General features: G+C 48.8%; 13 protein-coding genes and 1 tRNA gene. 5 read left to right on the forward strand and 9 right to left on the reverse strand.

Going from position 1 to position 15,116, the window contains the following annotated elements; all coding sequences use genetic code 11:
* Positions 1 to 27: 27 nt before the first annotated feature.
* From AYK67_RS14055 to AYK67_RS14080, 6 genes are read right to left on the reverse strand one after another with little or no spacing between them, the layout of a single operon-like run.
* Complete coding sequence (locus AYK67_RS14055) at positions 28 to 471, reverse strand: nitrate reductase cytochrome c-type subunit (protein WP_208976308.1); 444 nt, start codon at positions 469 to 471, stop codon at positions 28 to 30.
* Positions 468 to 1,391, reverse strand: coding sequence for a quinol dehydrogenase ferredoxin subunit NapH (gene napH, locus AYK67_RS14060; RefSeq protein WP_068088122.1), 924 nt, complete (start codon positions 1,389 to 1,391; stop codon positions 468 to 470). The genes AYK67_RS14055 and napH overlap by 4 nt, the downstream gene beginning before the upstream one ends.
* Positions 1,388 to 2,200 carry a ferredoxin-type protein NapG gene (gene napG, locus AYK67_RS14065; RefSeq protein WP_068088128.1) on the reverse strand — a complete coding sequence of 271 codons (813 nt, stop codon included), beginning with the start codon at positions 2,198 to 2,200 and terminating at the stop codon, positions 1,388 to 1,390. The genes napH and napG overlap by 4 nt, the downstream gene beginning before the upstream one ends.
* A 29-nt stretch (positions 2,201 to 2,229) precedes the next feature.
* Positions 2,230 to 4,722 (reverse strand): nitrate reductase catalytic subunit NapA, encoded by a 2,493-nt coding sequence (napA, locus tag AYK67_RS14070; RefSeq protein WP_068088131.1) that lies wholly within the window; start codon positions 4,720 to 4,722, stop codon positions 2,230 to 2,232.
* Positions 4,723 to 4,735: 13 nt separating this feature from the next.
* On the reverse strand, positions 4,736 to 4,996 hold the full coding sequence (locus AYK67_RS14075) for a chaperone NapD (RefSeq protein ID WP_068088132.1): 261 nt from the start codon (positions 4,994 to 4,996) through the stop codon (positions 4,736 to 4,738).
* Between the two features lie 42 nt (positions 4,997 to 5,038).
* Positions 5,039 to 5,518: a ferredoxin-type protein NapF gene (locus AYK67_RS14080; protein ID WP_068088134.1), complete on the reverse strand. Its 480-nt coding sequence runs from the start codon at positions 5,516 to 5,518 to the stop codon at positions 5,039 to 5,041.
* A gap of 1,359 nt (positions 5,519 to 6,877) precedes the next feature.
* On the opposite strand from AYK67_RS14080, the gene AYK67_RS14085 reads away from it, so the two are divergent.
* A tRNA-Ser gene (locus tag AYK67_RS14085) sits at positions 6,878 to 6,967 on the forward strand.
* A gap of 93 nt (positions 6,968 to 7,060) precedes the next feature.
* Here AYK67_RS14085 and aptA read toward each other — a convergent pair.
* Together aptA and AYK67_RS14095 are read right to left on the reverse strand one after the other, a co-directional pair.
* Positions 7,061 to 8,383 carry an omega-aminotransferase AptA gene (aptA, locus tag AYK67_RS14090; protein ID WP_068088136.1) on the reverse strand — a complete coding sequence of 441 codons (1,323 nt, stop codon included), beginning with the start codon at positions 8,381 to 8,383 and terminating at the stop codon, positions 7,061 to 7,063.
* A gap of 490 nt (positions 8,384 to 8,873) precedes the next feature.
* A complete protein-coding gene (locus AYK67_RS14095) occupies positions 8,874 to 9,407 on the reverse strand; it encodes a hypothetical protein (RefSeq protein WP_068088138.1) in 534 nt (177 codons plus the stop codon).
* 378 nt (positions 9,408 to 9,785) lie between these two features.
* Here AYK67_RS14095 and AYK67_RS14100 point away from each other — a divergent pair, with 378 nt between their 5' ends.
* The 4 genes from AYK67_RS14100 to AYK67_RS14115 all read left to right on the forward strand — a co-directional run bounded on the left by AYK67_RS14100 (position 9,786) and on the right by AYK67_RS14115 (position 12,813).
* Positions 9,786 to 10,058, forward strand: coding sequence for a metal/formaldehyde-sensitive transcriptional repressor (locus AYK67_RS14100; RefSeq protein ID WP_068088139.1), 273 nt, complete (start codon positions 9,786 to 9,788; stop codon positions 10,056 to 10,058).
* 30 nt (positions 10,059 to 10,088) lie between these two features.
* Complete coding sequence (dmeF, locus tag AYK67_RS14105) at positions 10,089 to 11,021, forward strand: CDF family Co(II)/Ni(II) efflux transporter DmeF (protein ID WP_068088145.1); 933 nt, start codon at positions 10,089 to 10,091, stop codon at positions 11,019 to 11,021.
* A 445-nt stretch (positions 11,022 to 11,466) separates the two neighbouring features.
* Positions 11,467 to 12,183: a HupE/UreJ family protein gene (locus AYK67_RS14110; RefSeq protein ID WP_068088147.1), complete on the forward strand. Its 717-nt coding sequence runs from the start codon at positions 11,467 to 11,469 to the stop codon at positions 12,181 to 12,183.
* A 15-nt stretch (positions 12,184 to 12,198) separates the two neighbouring features.
* Complete coding sequence (locus AYK67_RS14115; RefSeq protein WP_068088150.1) at positions 12,199 to 12,813, forward strand: transmembrane anchor protein; 615 nt, start codon at positions 12,199 to 12,201, stop codon at positions 12,811 to 12,813.
* A 521-nt stretch (positions 12,814 to 13,334) separates the two neighbouring features.
* Here the strand turns inward: AYK67_RS14115 and AYK67_RS14120 are convergent.
* Positions 13,335 to 15,092 (reverse strand): SulP family inorganic anion transporter, encoded by a 1,758-nt coding sequence (locus AYK67_RS14120; RefSeq protein ID WP_082735834.1) that lies wholly within the window; start codon positions 15,090 to 15,092, stop codon positions 13,335 to 13,337.
* Between the last annotated feature and the right edge of the window lie 24 nt (positions 15,093 to 15,116).

Below are 15,116 nucleotides of genomic sequence, written 5' to 3' on the forward strand. Positions count from 1 at the left end.
AGGGGTTTCCTCTCCTCTGCTTGCCCGCTAGCGTTCGCTGGAGGATTTGAACTCGTTTTCTACCAGTGGTTCGGCATTCACCTGTGGCACATGGCACTGGGTACAGAACCAGCGGTTGCCCGCAACCGCATCTGTTTGCTTGCCATCCCTATCGGTGTAGTGCGTCATAGAAAGCGTGGGGGCATTATGATCGCCCGCATTAGACCAATCATGACAATTCAGGCACTGGTTCACTTTCAAATCAATTTGGTATGGTGCCACCTTGTGGGGGACAAGTGGTGGCTGCTGCCGATAAGCACGTTGCATGCGCTCGTTTTTAGGGCGCGCAGTTGGCTCCATAACCACTGGTTCGTCTACTTGTACACCGCGCAGGGACTGTACTTCATCGGCGCCGGCACTAAGGGCTGTTAAGCCGGAAATTGCCATAACCGCCATAATGGTGATCGCCTTCCAAGGCACTCCCGTTTTCATTGTTGAGCTCCCTTTGCAAAACTTGTGACCGGATCAACGCGCCCCGGTTCGTTTTCGTTGTGATGGTTGATTTTCGTGTTAAAGCGATGGGTAAATTCAAAGACGTTCAGGTCACAAACGTCGATGCAACGGCCGCAATCGGTGCAATCGCGGCTCAGGATAAGGGGTGTCTGCTCGCCCTTACCACGCAAGGCAGGCGAGATAACATGATTTTCGGGGCATACCTCGAAGCAGTCCATGCAGTCGTCACAAGCTTCACGATTGGAAGCAGAAACGCGCAGCAAACTTTTGTGGTTCAGCAAGCCATAAAACGCGCCCATGGGGCACAAATGGCCACACCAGCCATGGCGCGAGACGAAAGTGTCAAACAAGAACACTATCACCACAACGCCCCACACAAACCCCATGCCAAAAACGAGGCCGCGGTGCAGCATGGTGACCGGGTTCACCAGCTCATAAGCCAGCGATCCGGTGCCCATGGCTAACAGCATTACTGTTACCAGCATGTATAGGCGGGTTTGGCGTTTGGGCTGCCAACCTTTTTTCAAGTCCAGCTTGCGATGCAACCAGCCAGCGGCATCGGTAACTATGTTCATGGGGCAAACCCAGGAACAATAAAGCCGACCACCCAGCACCATATAGGCGAGCACCACAATAACGCCGCCCAAAAGCCCTGTCAGCTCTGGCCAGTGACCGGTGAGCATGGTTTGCAAAAGCAAAAACGGGTCGGTTAAGGGCAATATGTCCAGTGTTAAGCTACCAGACAATGTGCCCTTCACCAGCCATATGCCTGCCCATGGTCCGGCCAGAAACAAGCCTAGAAAGAAGACTTGCGTTAAACGGCGCAGGATGAGAAAGCGGTTTTGTTGCCAAAGTGAACGCTTGATATGTTCGCGTGATTCCGACCGCTGTTTCTTCATGGTTTACCCTTTCCAGGATTAAACAGAGGTTTGAAATCTGGGACAGATGATGCGTCTTCCGGCATGCGGTCGGGCAAGTCGATCAGGCCAGGCACCAGCGCGTTACCGGCTTTGGCCTTTTCTTCCCAACCCAAGCGGTAATGCTCGGCACCTTTCACCCGTGCCAAACGGGTGGGCAGCACCTTAATTGCCGGTTCAGGCAGTACGCAGGCTTTTTCGCACTTACCGCAGCCGGTGCAAGCATCGGCATAAACGGTCGGGGCAAAAACAGCGTGACTGCCAGTACGGGTGTTGGGGGTCATGACCAACTTAATGGCCTCGTCAATAACCGGGCAAACGCGGTAACACACGTCACAGCGCAAGCCCAAATAGTTGAGGCAATGTTCTTGGTCAATGAGCACCGCAACGCCCATATCCGCTTTGTCTATCTGTTTGAGCGAATGGTCTAGAGCGCCGGTAGGGCACGCCTCAATGCAAGGAATATCCTCGCACATTTCACAGGGCACATCGCGCGCTATGAAGTAAGGTGTACCGGTTGCCGGTCCGCCATCACCCAAATCCGCCAGCTTCAAAGTGTCATAGGGACAATCGCGCACGCACAGGCCGCAGCGTATGCACGCGGCCAGAAAATCTTCCTCCGGTAAAGCGCCCGGCGGTCTGATGGCGTCAGGTGGCATTGCCTTTACCTGAACCTGGTAAACCGTGAGAAATGTGGCCGTGACAGCGCAGCCGCAAGCAATGCGGGCCACGTCGCCAAGAAACTGGCGACGCTTGACACTGATGAGACCTGATTTCTTAAGGTCAGACATGGAATTGTTCCATTCGTGCGGGTTTGTCTTTAAACGGCTTCGACTTTACAAGCGCATTTTTTGTAGTCCGTTTCCTTGGAAAGCGGACAGGTGGCATCAAGCGTAAGCTTGTTGACCAACTGGCTTTCGTCGAACCACGGCATGAACACCAAACCTTTTGGCACCTTGTTGCGGCCACGGGTTTCGATACGGGTAACAACTTCACCACGGCGGGTGGAGATGGTGACCTCTTGACCACGACGCAGACCACGTTCACGGGCATCTTGCGGATGCATAAACAACACAGCTGCCGGGAATGCACGGTGCAGCTCAGGCACGCGGCGTGTCATGGAACCGGAGTGCCAATGCTCCAGCACACGGCCGGTACATAGCCACAGATCGTATTCGTTATCCGGTTCTTCAGCCGCTGGCTCGTAAGGCGCAAAGATGATGTTGGCGCGGCCATCGGGCTTACCGTAGAAGCGAACGCCTTCACCTTTTTTCACGTATGGGTCGTAACCTTCGCGGAAGCGGTAAAGGGTTTCTTTGCCATCCACCACTGGCCAGCGCAGGCCGCGGGCTTTGTGGTAGGTGTCAAACGGTGCCAAATCGTGGGCATGGCCACGACCAAAGGAAGCATATTCCTCGAACAGGCCTTTTTGTACATAGTAGCCGAAATCGCTGGATTCTTGGTTGTCAAAGCCCTCGGCAACTTCAGATGTCGGGAACTTGTCAACCTGACCATTACGGAACAACACTTCGTAAAGTGTCTTGCCGCGCAGCTCCGGCTTTTTCGCTAGCAGCTCCTCAGGCCATACTTCATCGGTAGTGAAGCGCTTGGAGAATTCCATGATCTGCCAAAGGTCAGAGCGGGCTTGACCCGGTGCGCTCACCTGCTGACGCCAGAACTGGGTACGGCGCTCGGCGTTACCATAAGCCCCTTCCTTTTCTGCCCACATGGCAGTTGGCAAAATCAAGTCGCCAGCCATAGCAGTCACTGTTGGATAAGGGTCGGACACAACGATGAAGTTTTCCGGGTTACGGTAGCCCGGCCAGCCTTCTTCGTTCATGTTTGGTGCGGCTTGCATGTTGTTGTTACACTGCACCCAGTAAGCGTTCAGCTCGCCGTCTTTCAGCTTGCGGTTTTGCAACACAGCATGGAAACCGGGTTTTGCTGGAATGGTGCCTTCTGGCAGACCCCAAGTATCCTCACAGATTTTGCGGTGTTTCGGGTTTTTAACCACCATGTCCGCTGGCAGACGGTGAGCAAATGTACCCACCTCACGGGCGGTACCACAAGCCGATGGCTGACCGGTGAGCGAGAACGGGCCGTTGCCCGGCTCGGAAATCTTACCGGTGAGCAAGTGCACGTTGTAGCACAAGCTGTTCACCCAGCTGCCGCGGGTGTGCTGGTTAAAGCCCATGGTCCACAAGGACATCACCTTGCGGTTCGGATCGGCATAGGCTTGTGCCAGTTTCAACAATTGCTCTTCTGGCACGCCGGAAAGCTTGGAGGTTTTTTCAAGCGTATATTCGGAAACCAGTTTGGCGTATTCGTCAAAATCGATTTTGCTGAGTTTACCAGAACCAGGATGCTCGGCTTCCTGCTCACGCGGGTCACTGGCACGCAGACCATAACCGATATCGGTTTCGGTTTTGGTGATGTTAACGTGTTTATTCACGAAGTCCCAGTTTACCGCATCATTTTCGATGATGTAGTTGGCAATAAAGTTCAGGATTGCCAAGTCGGTTTGCGGGTTGAAAACAATGCCGTTATCGGCCAGCTCGAAGTTGCGGTTTTCGAAAGTGGAGAGTACCTGCACTTCACAGCCAGGACGTGTGAGGCGTGTATCGGTGATGCGTGACCACAAAATCGGGTGCATCTCGGCCATGTTGGAGCCCCACAACACGAAAGTATCGGCGTGCTCCAAGTCATCATAGCAACCCATTGGCTCGTCAATACCAAAGGTACGGATAAAGCCAACAACGGCCGATGCCATACAGTGGCGGGCGTTCGGGTCGAGGTTGTTAGAGCGCAGGCCCGCTTTCATAAATTTAGAAGCGGCATAACCTTCCCAAATGGTCCACTGGCCAGAGCCGAACATACCAACCGAGGTCGGGCCTTTTTTCTTCAAGGCATCCTTGAACTTCTCTTCCATAATATCAAAGGCTTCGTCCCATGATACGGGCTCGAATTCACCGTTCTTGTCGTAAACGCCATTGCTTTTACGCAGTAGCGGCGTTGTCAGACGGTCCTTACCGTACATGATTTTGGAAAGGAAATAGCCTTTAATACAGTTGAGGCCACGGTTCACCGGTGCGTCCGGATCACCCTGTGTTGCCACAACGCGGTCGTTTTTCACACCAACAAGCACAGAACAGCCGGTACCACAAAAGCGGCAGGCTGCCTTATCCCAGCGGATTTTGTCGTTTGATGGGGCTGCGTGTGCTGCAGCTTGTGGCAGGGCAATGCCAGCCGCCGATGCGGTGGCCGTTACAGCTGCGGATTTTATGAAGTCTCTACGACTTGCTTTAATTGTCATAGGGGGCCTCCCGTTAGGCGATCTTTAGCTCTGGTTCGTCTAATTCTTCGAATGAATGATAGGTCAGACCAGCCGACACCACACCAGGAGTGCGGTGAATGGCCAAGACTTGCTCATCGGCTTTTGTTGTTGGGGTGTCTTCTACTGTAACAATGAGTTGATGCGCCTTCTCTTCAACATGGTGCACTTCAACACCATCGAGAGAGGATAAAGTCTCGCTCATTTCCAGGGTCTTGCCTGGCATACAGTTGACGAGAACGCCACATATATTCATTTCTTCCTCCTAGGTAGCTTTTGGCTGCCTGTTTCGTTCTTCTTAGGTGGCTGTGGGCTGCCTGATCATTTCGATCGAATTATTCGGACATATATAAAAACAGGCACCGCATCCGTTGCAGGCCTGCGTATCTAATTGCGGTATTTGCTTTCCCTGGGTTGCTAGGTGAAAGCGTATGGCGCTTTGCTCGCAGTATTCTGCACAGCTTCGGCAAGTAATTCCTTGGTAAGATAGGCAAGAAGGTGTGATTTGCGCTTTAACAGGTAATGGCTTGGCGTTTTCTATTGTTAAGGCTCCGGCCTCGCACGCAACGGCACATTGCGTACAGTAACTACAACTACCTTGAGTAAAATCTAGGTGGGGTCGTTGGTTAGTCGGCGATTTAACAAGTACATTTTCTGGACACGCCTGTATACAATCGCCACAAGAAACGCACTTTTCCGCATAATCTTCCGCAGTTTTGGTATAAGGCGGTAAAATTTCAGCTTTATTCTCATTATTGCGTTTAAATAAGTGGCGCATTCAACCCTCTTCTCAAATATTACTCGCTTGGCAAATAATACTTACAGAGGAGAAATATCATTCTTTATAAAAAAACTACTTTGATAAAAATCAAGAGCTAGCTGAAATTACTATAAGGGTTAACGCAAGTATCTACTAATGGTAGTCATTCTTAAATAAGTAACATCTAATTTACCGAGAAATACTTAAAGTATTCACTAGTACACAATAAGGTTAACCCCTACAAAAACTACTAATTACAAGAGGATAGATAACTTTAAGGTAGCTTCACAGGTGCAGAGATCGAACTTAAGAAAAGAACATAAACGCAAAATATAAATATACATCTGAAATGTACATTAATTGAAGAATAGTTGAAAGCTGTGGACTACATTTGGTGACGTAAAGTCATTAATACGTATTTGGATTGGTAACAGAAGAAAATAGAGGGAGCGGCATACGAGGCAATGTATGACGCTCCCTATATGGCAGCAAAGCCTGGAGGAAAGGCAAGCTGCAACACCAGAAATGGATAGGGGAGAAGGCGGGTTAAGGGTTTTGCGCCTTCCATTTCCGATGAGTTGTGTGGCATTAATTGGGGTGGAGTGCTGCCACACGCAGTTTAATAGGCTTAACTATTGCATGTCTTAAATTTGTAACTTTCGGATAGTATTAATTCCGAAAGAACAAGCAACATAACAACTCCATAAAGGGTGGGTACGAAGTATTATGTGGGCACTGCTTGTTTTTAGCAAGTATAACTAAAGACATTGAACAGCTTCATCAATTATTTTTAGGAACCTCCCAGTTCGTTTCTATAATTCTAAGATAATCCTTTTTTTGCGGATGTAAACGAAAAAATGTAATCGTTTACATTATTTTGTTTCATTGCGTAATGGTAAAATAATTCCGTCTAGCTAAGTCATTCTTGCAGTTGAGTTAGTCTAAGAAAATAAATGTCGTAAGGATATAATTAATGCCCTACCGCCTGTGTAGAATAAAGAAAAGTTGCTTTTGCAAATACGTCTACACAAAGAGAATAGGCACACTAAACGAACAGCTAATGAGAATCATGATCGAAAAGAGAATTATTAGTAGTTGATTATAATAGCTGGAAAATAAGTAAGCGCTTTCCGCTTATTGGGGAGACCAATTGCCAACTGCTAGCGATCCCGTTTTTCAAATAAAACAGTATTTGCTTCTCTTATAAAGAATAGAACCTTGTTTTCTCCCTATTATAAGTACCTCAGGTACCTAGTGTTTTGCCATTTATGTGAAGATGGGGTGTTCTCAACCACGAACTGTGGAGAGAAGTTATTTATTGGCAAAACCGCTTGACTTGAAAACCAAAATCCTGCAAATACCCCTCACCACGAAGCTGGAGAGGTGGCAGAGTGGTTGAATGCACCGGTCTTGAAAACCGGCGGGCGTGGAAGCGTCTCGTGGGTTCGAATCCCACCCTCTCCGCCACTATCATATTGATAGTAGAATAAAAATAGCCCGCTCTCGAGCGGGCTTTTTTATGCCTTTTATTGCCTAAAGTAGGCCTTGAACCCATCGGCTTTATGCGTCCAGATCATCCTTCAATATGCTTTTTAGGACATCAAATAGCTGATCTATATGTGATTTTTCAATTATAAGCGGCGGGCTAAGTGCAATAATATCACCGGTGGTGCGGATCATAATCCCCTTTTCAAAAGCTTTGGTGAATGCATTGAATGCCCGTTTGGTCGGCGCACCTGCAATCGGCTCCAGCTCTATCGCGCCAACGAGGCCCATATTTCGAATATCGATGACATGCGGCAAGCCCCTAAGGCTATGAAGGGCTTCCTCCCAATAGCGCGCAATTTCGGCTGCTCGTTGGAACAATCCTTCCTTTCTATAAATTTCAAGCGTAGCGAGTGCAGCCGCAGAAGCGATAGGGCTGCCGGAACATGTGTAGCCGTGGAACAATTCAATCAGGTATTCCGGCCCCTGCATAAAGGCATCATGGATTTTCTTAGTCGTGAAAACGGCCCCCATGGGTATGACCCCGTTGGTTAAACCTTTGGCGGTGGTCATCATATCCGGCATAACATTGAAATGCTCGGCGGCAAAGCTGGAGCCAAGGCGGCCAAAGCCGGTAATAACCTCATCAAATATCAGCAGGATACCGTGTTTAGTGCATATTTCCCGCAGGCGCTCCAGGTAGCCTTTAGGGGGCAGCAAAACCCCTGTGGATCCAGCAATCGGCTCAACAATGCAAGCGGCTATGGTTTCACTGCCATGCAGCGCAATCAGGCGTTCCAGATCATCGGCCAAGTATGCTCCGTGTTCCGGCTGGCCACGGGATAATGCATTGAGCTCGGGTAAATGCGTGTGGCGTATATGGTCAACACCATTTAACAGACCGCCAAAAGCCCGCCGGTTATTGACAATACCACCCACAGATATGCCGCCGAAATTAACGCCATGGTAGCCGCGCTCTCGTCCGATAAGGCGTGTGCGGTTACCCTCTCCACGTGCTTTATGATAGGCGATGGCAATTTTAAGTGCAGTTTCGACCGATTCTGAACCGGAATTGGTAAAGAAAAAATGCTCCATTGATGATGGTGCGATGCCTCGCAACCGGTTTGCAAGCTCAAAGGCCTTCGGGTGGCCCATTTGAAAAGCTGGAGCATAATCCAGTGTTTGCGCTTGTTCATAGATGGCATTTGTTATTTCAGTACGGCCATGACCGGCATTGCAGCACCACAAGCCGGCAGTGGCATCCAGTATATTCCGCCCATCCTCGGATTTATAATAGATACCCTCAGCACCAACGATCATTCTTGGTGATTTTTTAAACTGACGATTTGCCGTAAATGGCATCCAGAAAGCAGAAAGATCATTCGGTGTATAAGCCATATTTTCTTTTCCATGATTAGTTAGCTTGCCAAGCTACCGAAGCGTTAATGCGTAGATGTGCCACAATTGCATATGTTGTTCTGGGTAAGATATTAGACTTATTTCCTCTTGCCATATCTATAAAAAGAGCTTTGAGAAACCGATAGGAATCCATTAATTCTATTAGCAACAATAGGTCAGCCTGTTTTTATTGATTTATCATTTTTGCTTGGAAATTGGTGCCATGTTGCCTAAATCTGTCTTTGCCGATACGGCGGTCCTCAGCCCGCAGGCTACGTCTGAGCCAACGGACGCGATAAGGACATTCTTGCTATTCAAGAAGGCGGAAGAAGGGTGAGGCAAAAGCAAAGATTGGTGGTACTGTTCTCAACAAAATGACGCGCATCGTACTTCCCACGTTCGAGCGCGGCAATTTGCTTGAGTTTAAATGGATATGAGCGCGTTGTAGGTTCAATTTGCTTTAGGTAACATGGCTAACATTAGCAAAACATCAGATTTTCGTAAGTTTAGAGAGATCATCTCGTAACTGCTCGGCAGCGACTTCAAACTGTGTTGCAGCATACATTGCCGCATTGTCTTGCTTGCTGAAGTCTGGCGAGGCAGTCACGGCCGCCAATGCATCAACTCCTTTTTTAGCTCGCCATAATGCACCTCTTATACTCGCAGGAAACATTATTCGCCGTTCATTTAGTATCTCTTCTTGACTGGCATTCTCATCCTCATCGTCTTCAAACACCCATAATTGATCTTTAGGATCAAAGGAAGAAAAATCCCTATATACCTTTCCTTCCTGCTCTTTCAGAGAATAAAACTCAGAAATACTGTTTAGCTCTATAAGAATATCCTTGCGGTTTTCAGGGATCATATCCCAGGCAAACCGATTTGCCCGGGCTACTCGCCTAATATTTTCCAGCGCAAACTGGTAATAGTCATCAAAGGTGTTATTTCGATGCAAAATGTCTTGCAGTTCATCAAGTACCACTGCAATTTCTTCAATCATGTCTTGTTGCGTTACATCCGACATGTGCTCTCCCCTTACAATTCAACACAAGATATCTAAGTAAACTCAAAACTTTAAAGGAATCAAACGTTTTCCCTTATAAGTTGCGCCATCTTGGTGGTGTCACCATCTGGATTGAGATGAGCGCTCGTGACGGCTGGTTTTCTCCTGCAAAAAAGCGCATCGTACCTCCCACGTTCGAGCGCGGCAATGTGCTTGAGTTTAAATGGGTAAGGGCAAGCTGGTAACTCAATTTGCTTTAGGTAACATGGCCGATCTGAAGTCATGCTGCCCAACAACCAATCGGAACTGGAGCCGAAGTTAAGTTGATAGCACCCAAATTACTGTTGCACATCGATTGCTCATATAATATACCCCCCTATATTATATAGGGAGAGTGAAGTGTCCCATCTCAGTCATGACAACACCAAACTCATTGCCCGTTTGCGGCGTATAAAAGGACAAGTTGAAGGCGTGGAACGCGCCTTAGAGGCCAAAACCAATTGTACCGAGGTGCTGCGGCAGATTGCGTCCATTCGCGGTGCAATGGCTGGGCTGACAAACGAGCTTCTCGCCGAGCACCTTCTCAGCCACGTGGCCGAGGAGGGATCACAACTCAAGCGAGAGGCTGCAGCAAATGAAATGATCCAGATTTTGAAGACCTACCTCAAGTAAACGCGCTTTCTTTAGGCAAGAGGATGTAGCATGCGCAACCGAGATACCTTAAGCTTTTCCCATGACCATTCATTTTTAAGCGCACATCAAGAGCGTAACGAAAAACGGGTGTGGCTGGTTATTGCTCTCACAGCAGCGATGATGGTGATTGAAATTGCAGCTGGACACTGGTTTGGTTCCATGGCGCTTATTGCAGATGGGTGGCATATGTTAACCCATGCAGGGGCGATGCTAATTGCCGTGCTGGCCTATCGTTTCGCCCGAAAAAACATTGACAATCGAAGCTTCAGTTTTGGAACAGGAAAAGCTGGCGACCTTGCAGGATTTGCAAGTGCGATACTTTTGCTTTTGATTGCGCTATTGATCGGCTGGGAAAGCGTGATGCGCTTGGTGAGCCCCGTGGATATTAGCTTTGAGCAAGCCATCTTGGTGGGGATCATTGGGCTTGTTGTTAACTTGGCTTGTGCGTGGTTATTGCGGGATAACCATCACCATCACTATCACCCACATGATCACACCCATCATAGTCATAGCCGTGATAGTAACCTTCGGGCCGCTTATTTACATGTCTTGGCGGACGCACTCACCTCGGTGCTCGCAATAGTGGCGCTGCTTGTTGGGCGTACTTATGGATGGTTTTGGGCGGACCCTTTCATGGGGGTTGTTGGGGCGGTTGTGATTACGCGTTGGTCCTGGGGGCTCATTCGAGAAACAGCTGCGGTTCTTTTAGATCGTGTCCCCCAAGGCAATGATCTTGAAAACAAAGTGATAAGCGCAATTACGACTGATCAGGACAGAATTTCTGATCTTCATCTATGGCAGATAGGCCCGGGCCACTACTCACTAATTTTGTCAATAATTTCACAAGCTCCCAAAACTGCAGAGCAATACAAAGCCCGTTTGGCCGAATTTGCTCATTTGTCGCACATCACTGTAGAAGTGCATCAAGTTCAAGAGATTTGATTTCTTATGCAGGCTAGACAACGAACAAAATCGGTTAGAAAAGTCTTGGCGCACTGTCAGAGGATTGCTGCGAGTTGCATTTGCCTGACCGTTCTCCTGTGGTTGTTTATGCCTGCATTCACCCATGCGCCCACTTTGGTTCAAACGCATGTAGAGCATCAGAAAGTCATTGAGAGCCACGGGCATTCTCATGGGTTGGAACAGGACAGATTTTGGGCTTTTCATGGACATCACCATGACGTTGATGATCATGATCACAGTCAAACTTTCCTAATCCCACCCCGCAACACTAGTAGTTTGCGAATGAATAATGAGGTATGGCCTTTATTAAAGGAAAGACGCCTGTCTGACCTGAACTTTAGAATAGAACGCCCTCCACGCAGGTAGACGGCGAAACGCAGCCATTGCGTGTTTTTCTACCTATCAACACAAGTGGAGTATTCCCATGATTACCTTTGTTCAGGGCTTCTTGAGCAAGCTATTTCGGCTTGTCACCCTGTTGGTTGCAATGCTTGCCTTCACAAGCAGCATTTCCTTTGCACACGACGTCACCGCTGGTGATGCCGGTTATATCCAAGAGATATGGGGGGTCCAAATCATCCCATTCATCTATTTGGGCGCTAAACATATGATCACCGGCTATGATCATATTCTGTTTCTATTGGGCGTTGTTTTCTTTCTTTATCATAAGAAAGATGTTGCGATTTACGTCAGCCTTTTTGCACTCGGCCATTCCGTCACCATGTTGCTTGGCGTTTGGCTGGGCTGGGGTATAAATGCCTATATTATTGACGCAATTATCGGCCTGTCTGTCGTCTACAAGGCACTTGATAACCTCGGCTATCTGCGTAAATGCTTTGGTTTTCAACCAAACACCAAAGTTGCCACATTAATCTTTGGTCTGTTCCATGGCACTGGCCTTGCCTCCAAGATCCTAGAATACCGAATAGACCCTGAAGGGCTGCTCGCAAACTTGCTTGCTTTCAACCTCGGGGTTGAAATTGGTCAACTATTGGCGTTGTTCTCGATTTTGATCGTAATGGGATATTGGCGGCATCACCCTAAGTTTTTCAAGCAGGCCACATATGCCAACGTCATCTTGGCTAGCCTTGGCCTTTTCCTGACCTTTAAACAAATTTCCGGTTTTATCGCCAGCGTCTAGAGAGTGGAGATATAAATGCACAACACGCCTACACCCAAGCAGGAAGAACTCCCCTCAAAGGCACAGTTGTTCCGAGCATCAATTTTAGCTTGCCTCAGCGCAGTATTGATAGGCATATCCATATTCTTGCCAGCTGAGTATGGAGAGGATCCAACCGGCATTGGCAGTTATCTTGGCTTAACAGAAATGGGCGAGATTAAACAACAGCTTGCGGCTGAAGCCCACGCAGATGCAGAGGCAAACAAAACTAGCGATGATACGTCTTTCCTTCTAGATCCTTCGGGTTGGCTAATCTCCTCCGCACATGCGCAGGAAACATGGACGGACGAAATCGAATTCACGCTCGGCCCTGATGAATGGTTCGAAATAAAGGCCACTATGAAATCAGGAGAGCATCTCTCCTTTGCCTGGACAGCGGCAGGGGGGCGCATCAACTTTGATCTGCATGGTCACGCGGGTGGTCAAAATGTCTCCTATGAGAAAGGACGCGGGAAGCGCTCTGGCGAAGGTAGCTTTACAACACCTTTTGCCGGAGACCATGGATGGTTTTGGCGCAACCGGGATGACACAGCTGTAACAGTAACGCTCAAGTTGCGCGGTGAATATAGCGCAATTGTTCGGAGCGATTAGAGACAGCGAAAGCACACCTTGTTAGAAATGAGGTGTGCTTTCATTTTGACGTGAATTTACCCTAGAAATAGAGGGTGTCGTGAACTTAACCTGAACTTCGCGGCAAGAGCTTTCACTAAGCGGATTTCAAGCGTGAAGCATAGCAGCCTGAATCGATTATGAGAAAGCGTTGATGCGATGGGACGTTGTTACATAAATCTGTAAGTGAGGTAGTTTGGCCTGATATTTTCCTTTTTGAAGACGTTTTCCATGTCATTTAAATATAATGCCGAACGCGTCACAAGTTTAGTAAAGCAAGATACAAGTTGTCGAACTGGCCTGAGTATAATGAGAGCCTGCACCGTCTTGGTGGTGTAGCCATCTGGATTGAGATGGGCGCTCGTGACGGCTGATATTTGCTGCATTAGCGGGCCTTACTTGCAGCTATCAAGTATGTCCCTTAGGCTCCGACAAAAAGCCTAAGAGTTTTCTTGAAACAAAAATGCCCGCAATGAGCGGGCATTTTTACTGGTACTTCGCTTTTACAAAGACGATATAGCCTGGTGGTGGCTTAAAAAGACTTGGCCGCTGAGCTCGTCGAGTAGCTCGGTCTTTTGTAACCTGTCCATCACAGGTCCCTTAATTTCGGTAAGATGTAGCATGATTCCAGCGTCATGAAGGCGGTGGTTCAGTGCTTCGAGTGACTCCAGCGCGCTGGCATCAATAAAGTTTACTGCCGAGCACATAAGCACCACATGTTTGGTCGCGGCACTTTGAGTTGCCAAATCATAAACGGCATCCTCCAGGTAGCGAGCGTTGGCAAAGTACAGGCTTTCATCCACCCGAATGCTGATTAAGTCTTCACGGGTTTCCACATTATGGCGCAAAATATTGCGGAAATGTTCGGTGCCTGCAACGCGGCCAACAACAGCAATATGCGGTTTGCTGGTGCGGTATAAATAAAGCCCGATAGACACCAGTAGCCCGGCCGTTACGCCCTCTTCCACGCCACGTGTGAGGGTGAGCAAGATCGTAATCAGCACAGCAGCAAAATCGGCCTTGGAGTAAGCCCAAGTGCGTTTCAATACGCTAAAATCGACCAGTGTTAGTACAGCAACAATAATTGTGGCGGCCAAGGTTGCTTTGGGCAAGAAGTAGAGAAGCGGCACCAAAAATACGGTAGCTAGACCAATTCCAGCAGCGGTAAATAAACCGGCGGCTGGTGTGGCTGCGCCTGCATCATAATTGACAATCGAGCGGGCAAAACCACCGGTCACCGGATAACCGCCTGTGAAAGCCGCACCCACATTGGCCGCCCCCAAAGCAAGTAGCTCTTGGTTCGGGTCAATTTGCTGGCGTTTGCGTGCAGCCAACGTTTGCGCCACACTTACCGATTCAACAAAACCGATAATACTGATGAGAATAGCTGGACCGATGAGCATTTGCACCAGCTCCATATCCCAGGCAGGAAGGGAGAACCCCGGCAATGCATTGGGGACATTACCCACAATGGCAACGCCTTGCTCTTCTAGTGAAAACAATGCTGTTACCAGTGTGGTGGCAAATACTGCAAATACCGGCCCCGCGCGGGTAACAGCGGCTGCAACACCTTCGGAAAGGCCTAAACGTTTGAGCAATGGTTTAAAGTGTTTACGCACCCAAAACAGAAACGCCAAAGCACTAAAACCAAGCCCAGCTGTGGTCCAGTTGACATCTGACAACCCCTGCCAAAGGCTATGCAAGACCTCGACCAAGGTGTGGCCGTGTGCTGAAATGCCCAAAATATGCTTGAGCTGACTGGCGGCAATAAGCAAGCCACTTGCGGTAATAAAACCGGATATAACAGGATGGCTAAGGAAGTTGGCCAAAAAGCCAAGGCGCAACAAGCTAAGCCCTAGCAAAAACAAACCGGAAAGCAGCGCAAGTAATAGAGCGGCACCCCAATAGGCTTGCGGGCTATCAAGTGATAGTGCTCCTATGGAGGCGGCTGTCATGAGCGACACCACAGCCACAGGCCCTACAGCGAGTGCCCGGCTGGTGCCAAACAGCGCATAGGCCAGCAAAGGTGCCATTGACGCGTAAAGGCCCGCTTGCGGCGGTAAACCAGCAAGTAGAGCGTATGCCAGCGATTGGGGAATAAGCATTATGGTGACAATAATAGCGGCGATAAAATCGGCGCTAAAGGTGCCCCTATTATATTCTCGCCCCCAAGCGAGAATGGGCAAATATTTGGCAGGCCCATGTGCCCGCTTTGGGCTGGCGGCTGGTACGTGAACGGGCGTTTCACTGGTACTGGTCATGGAATGTTCCAATTTCGGAAGTAA

This window comes from Polycladidibacter stylochi, from assembly GCF_001562055.1.
GTDB lineage: Bacteria > Pseudomonadota > Alphaproteobacteria > Rhizobiales > Stappiaceae > Pseudovibrio > Pseudovibrio stylochi.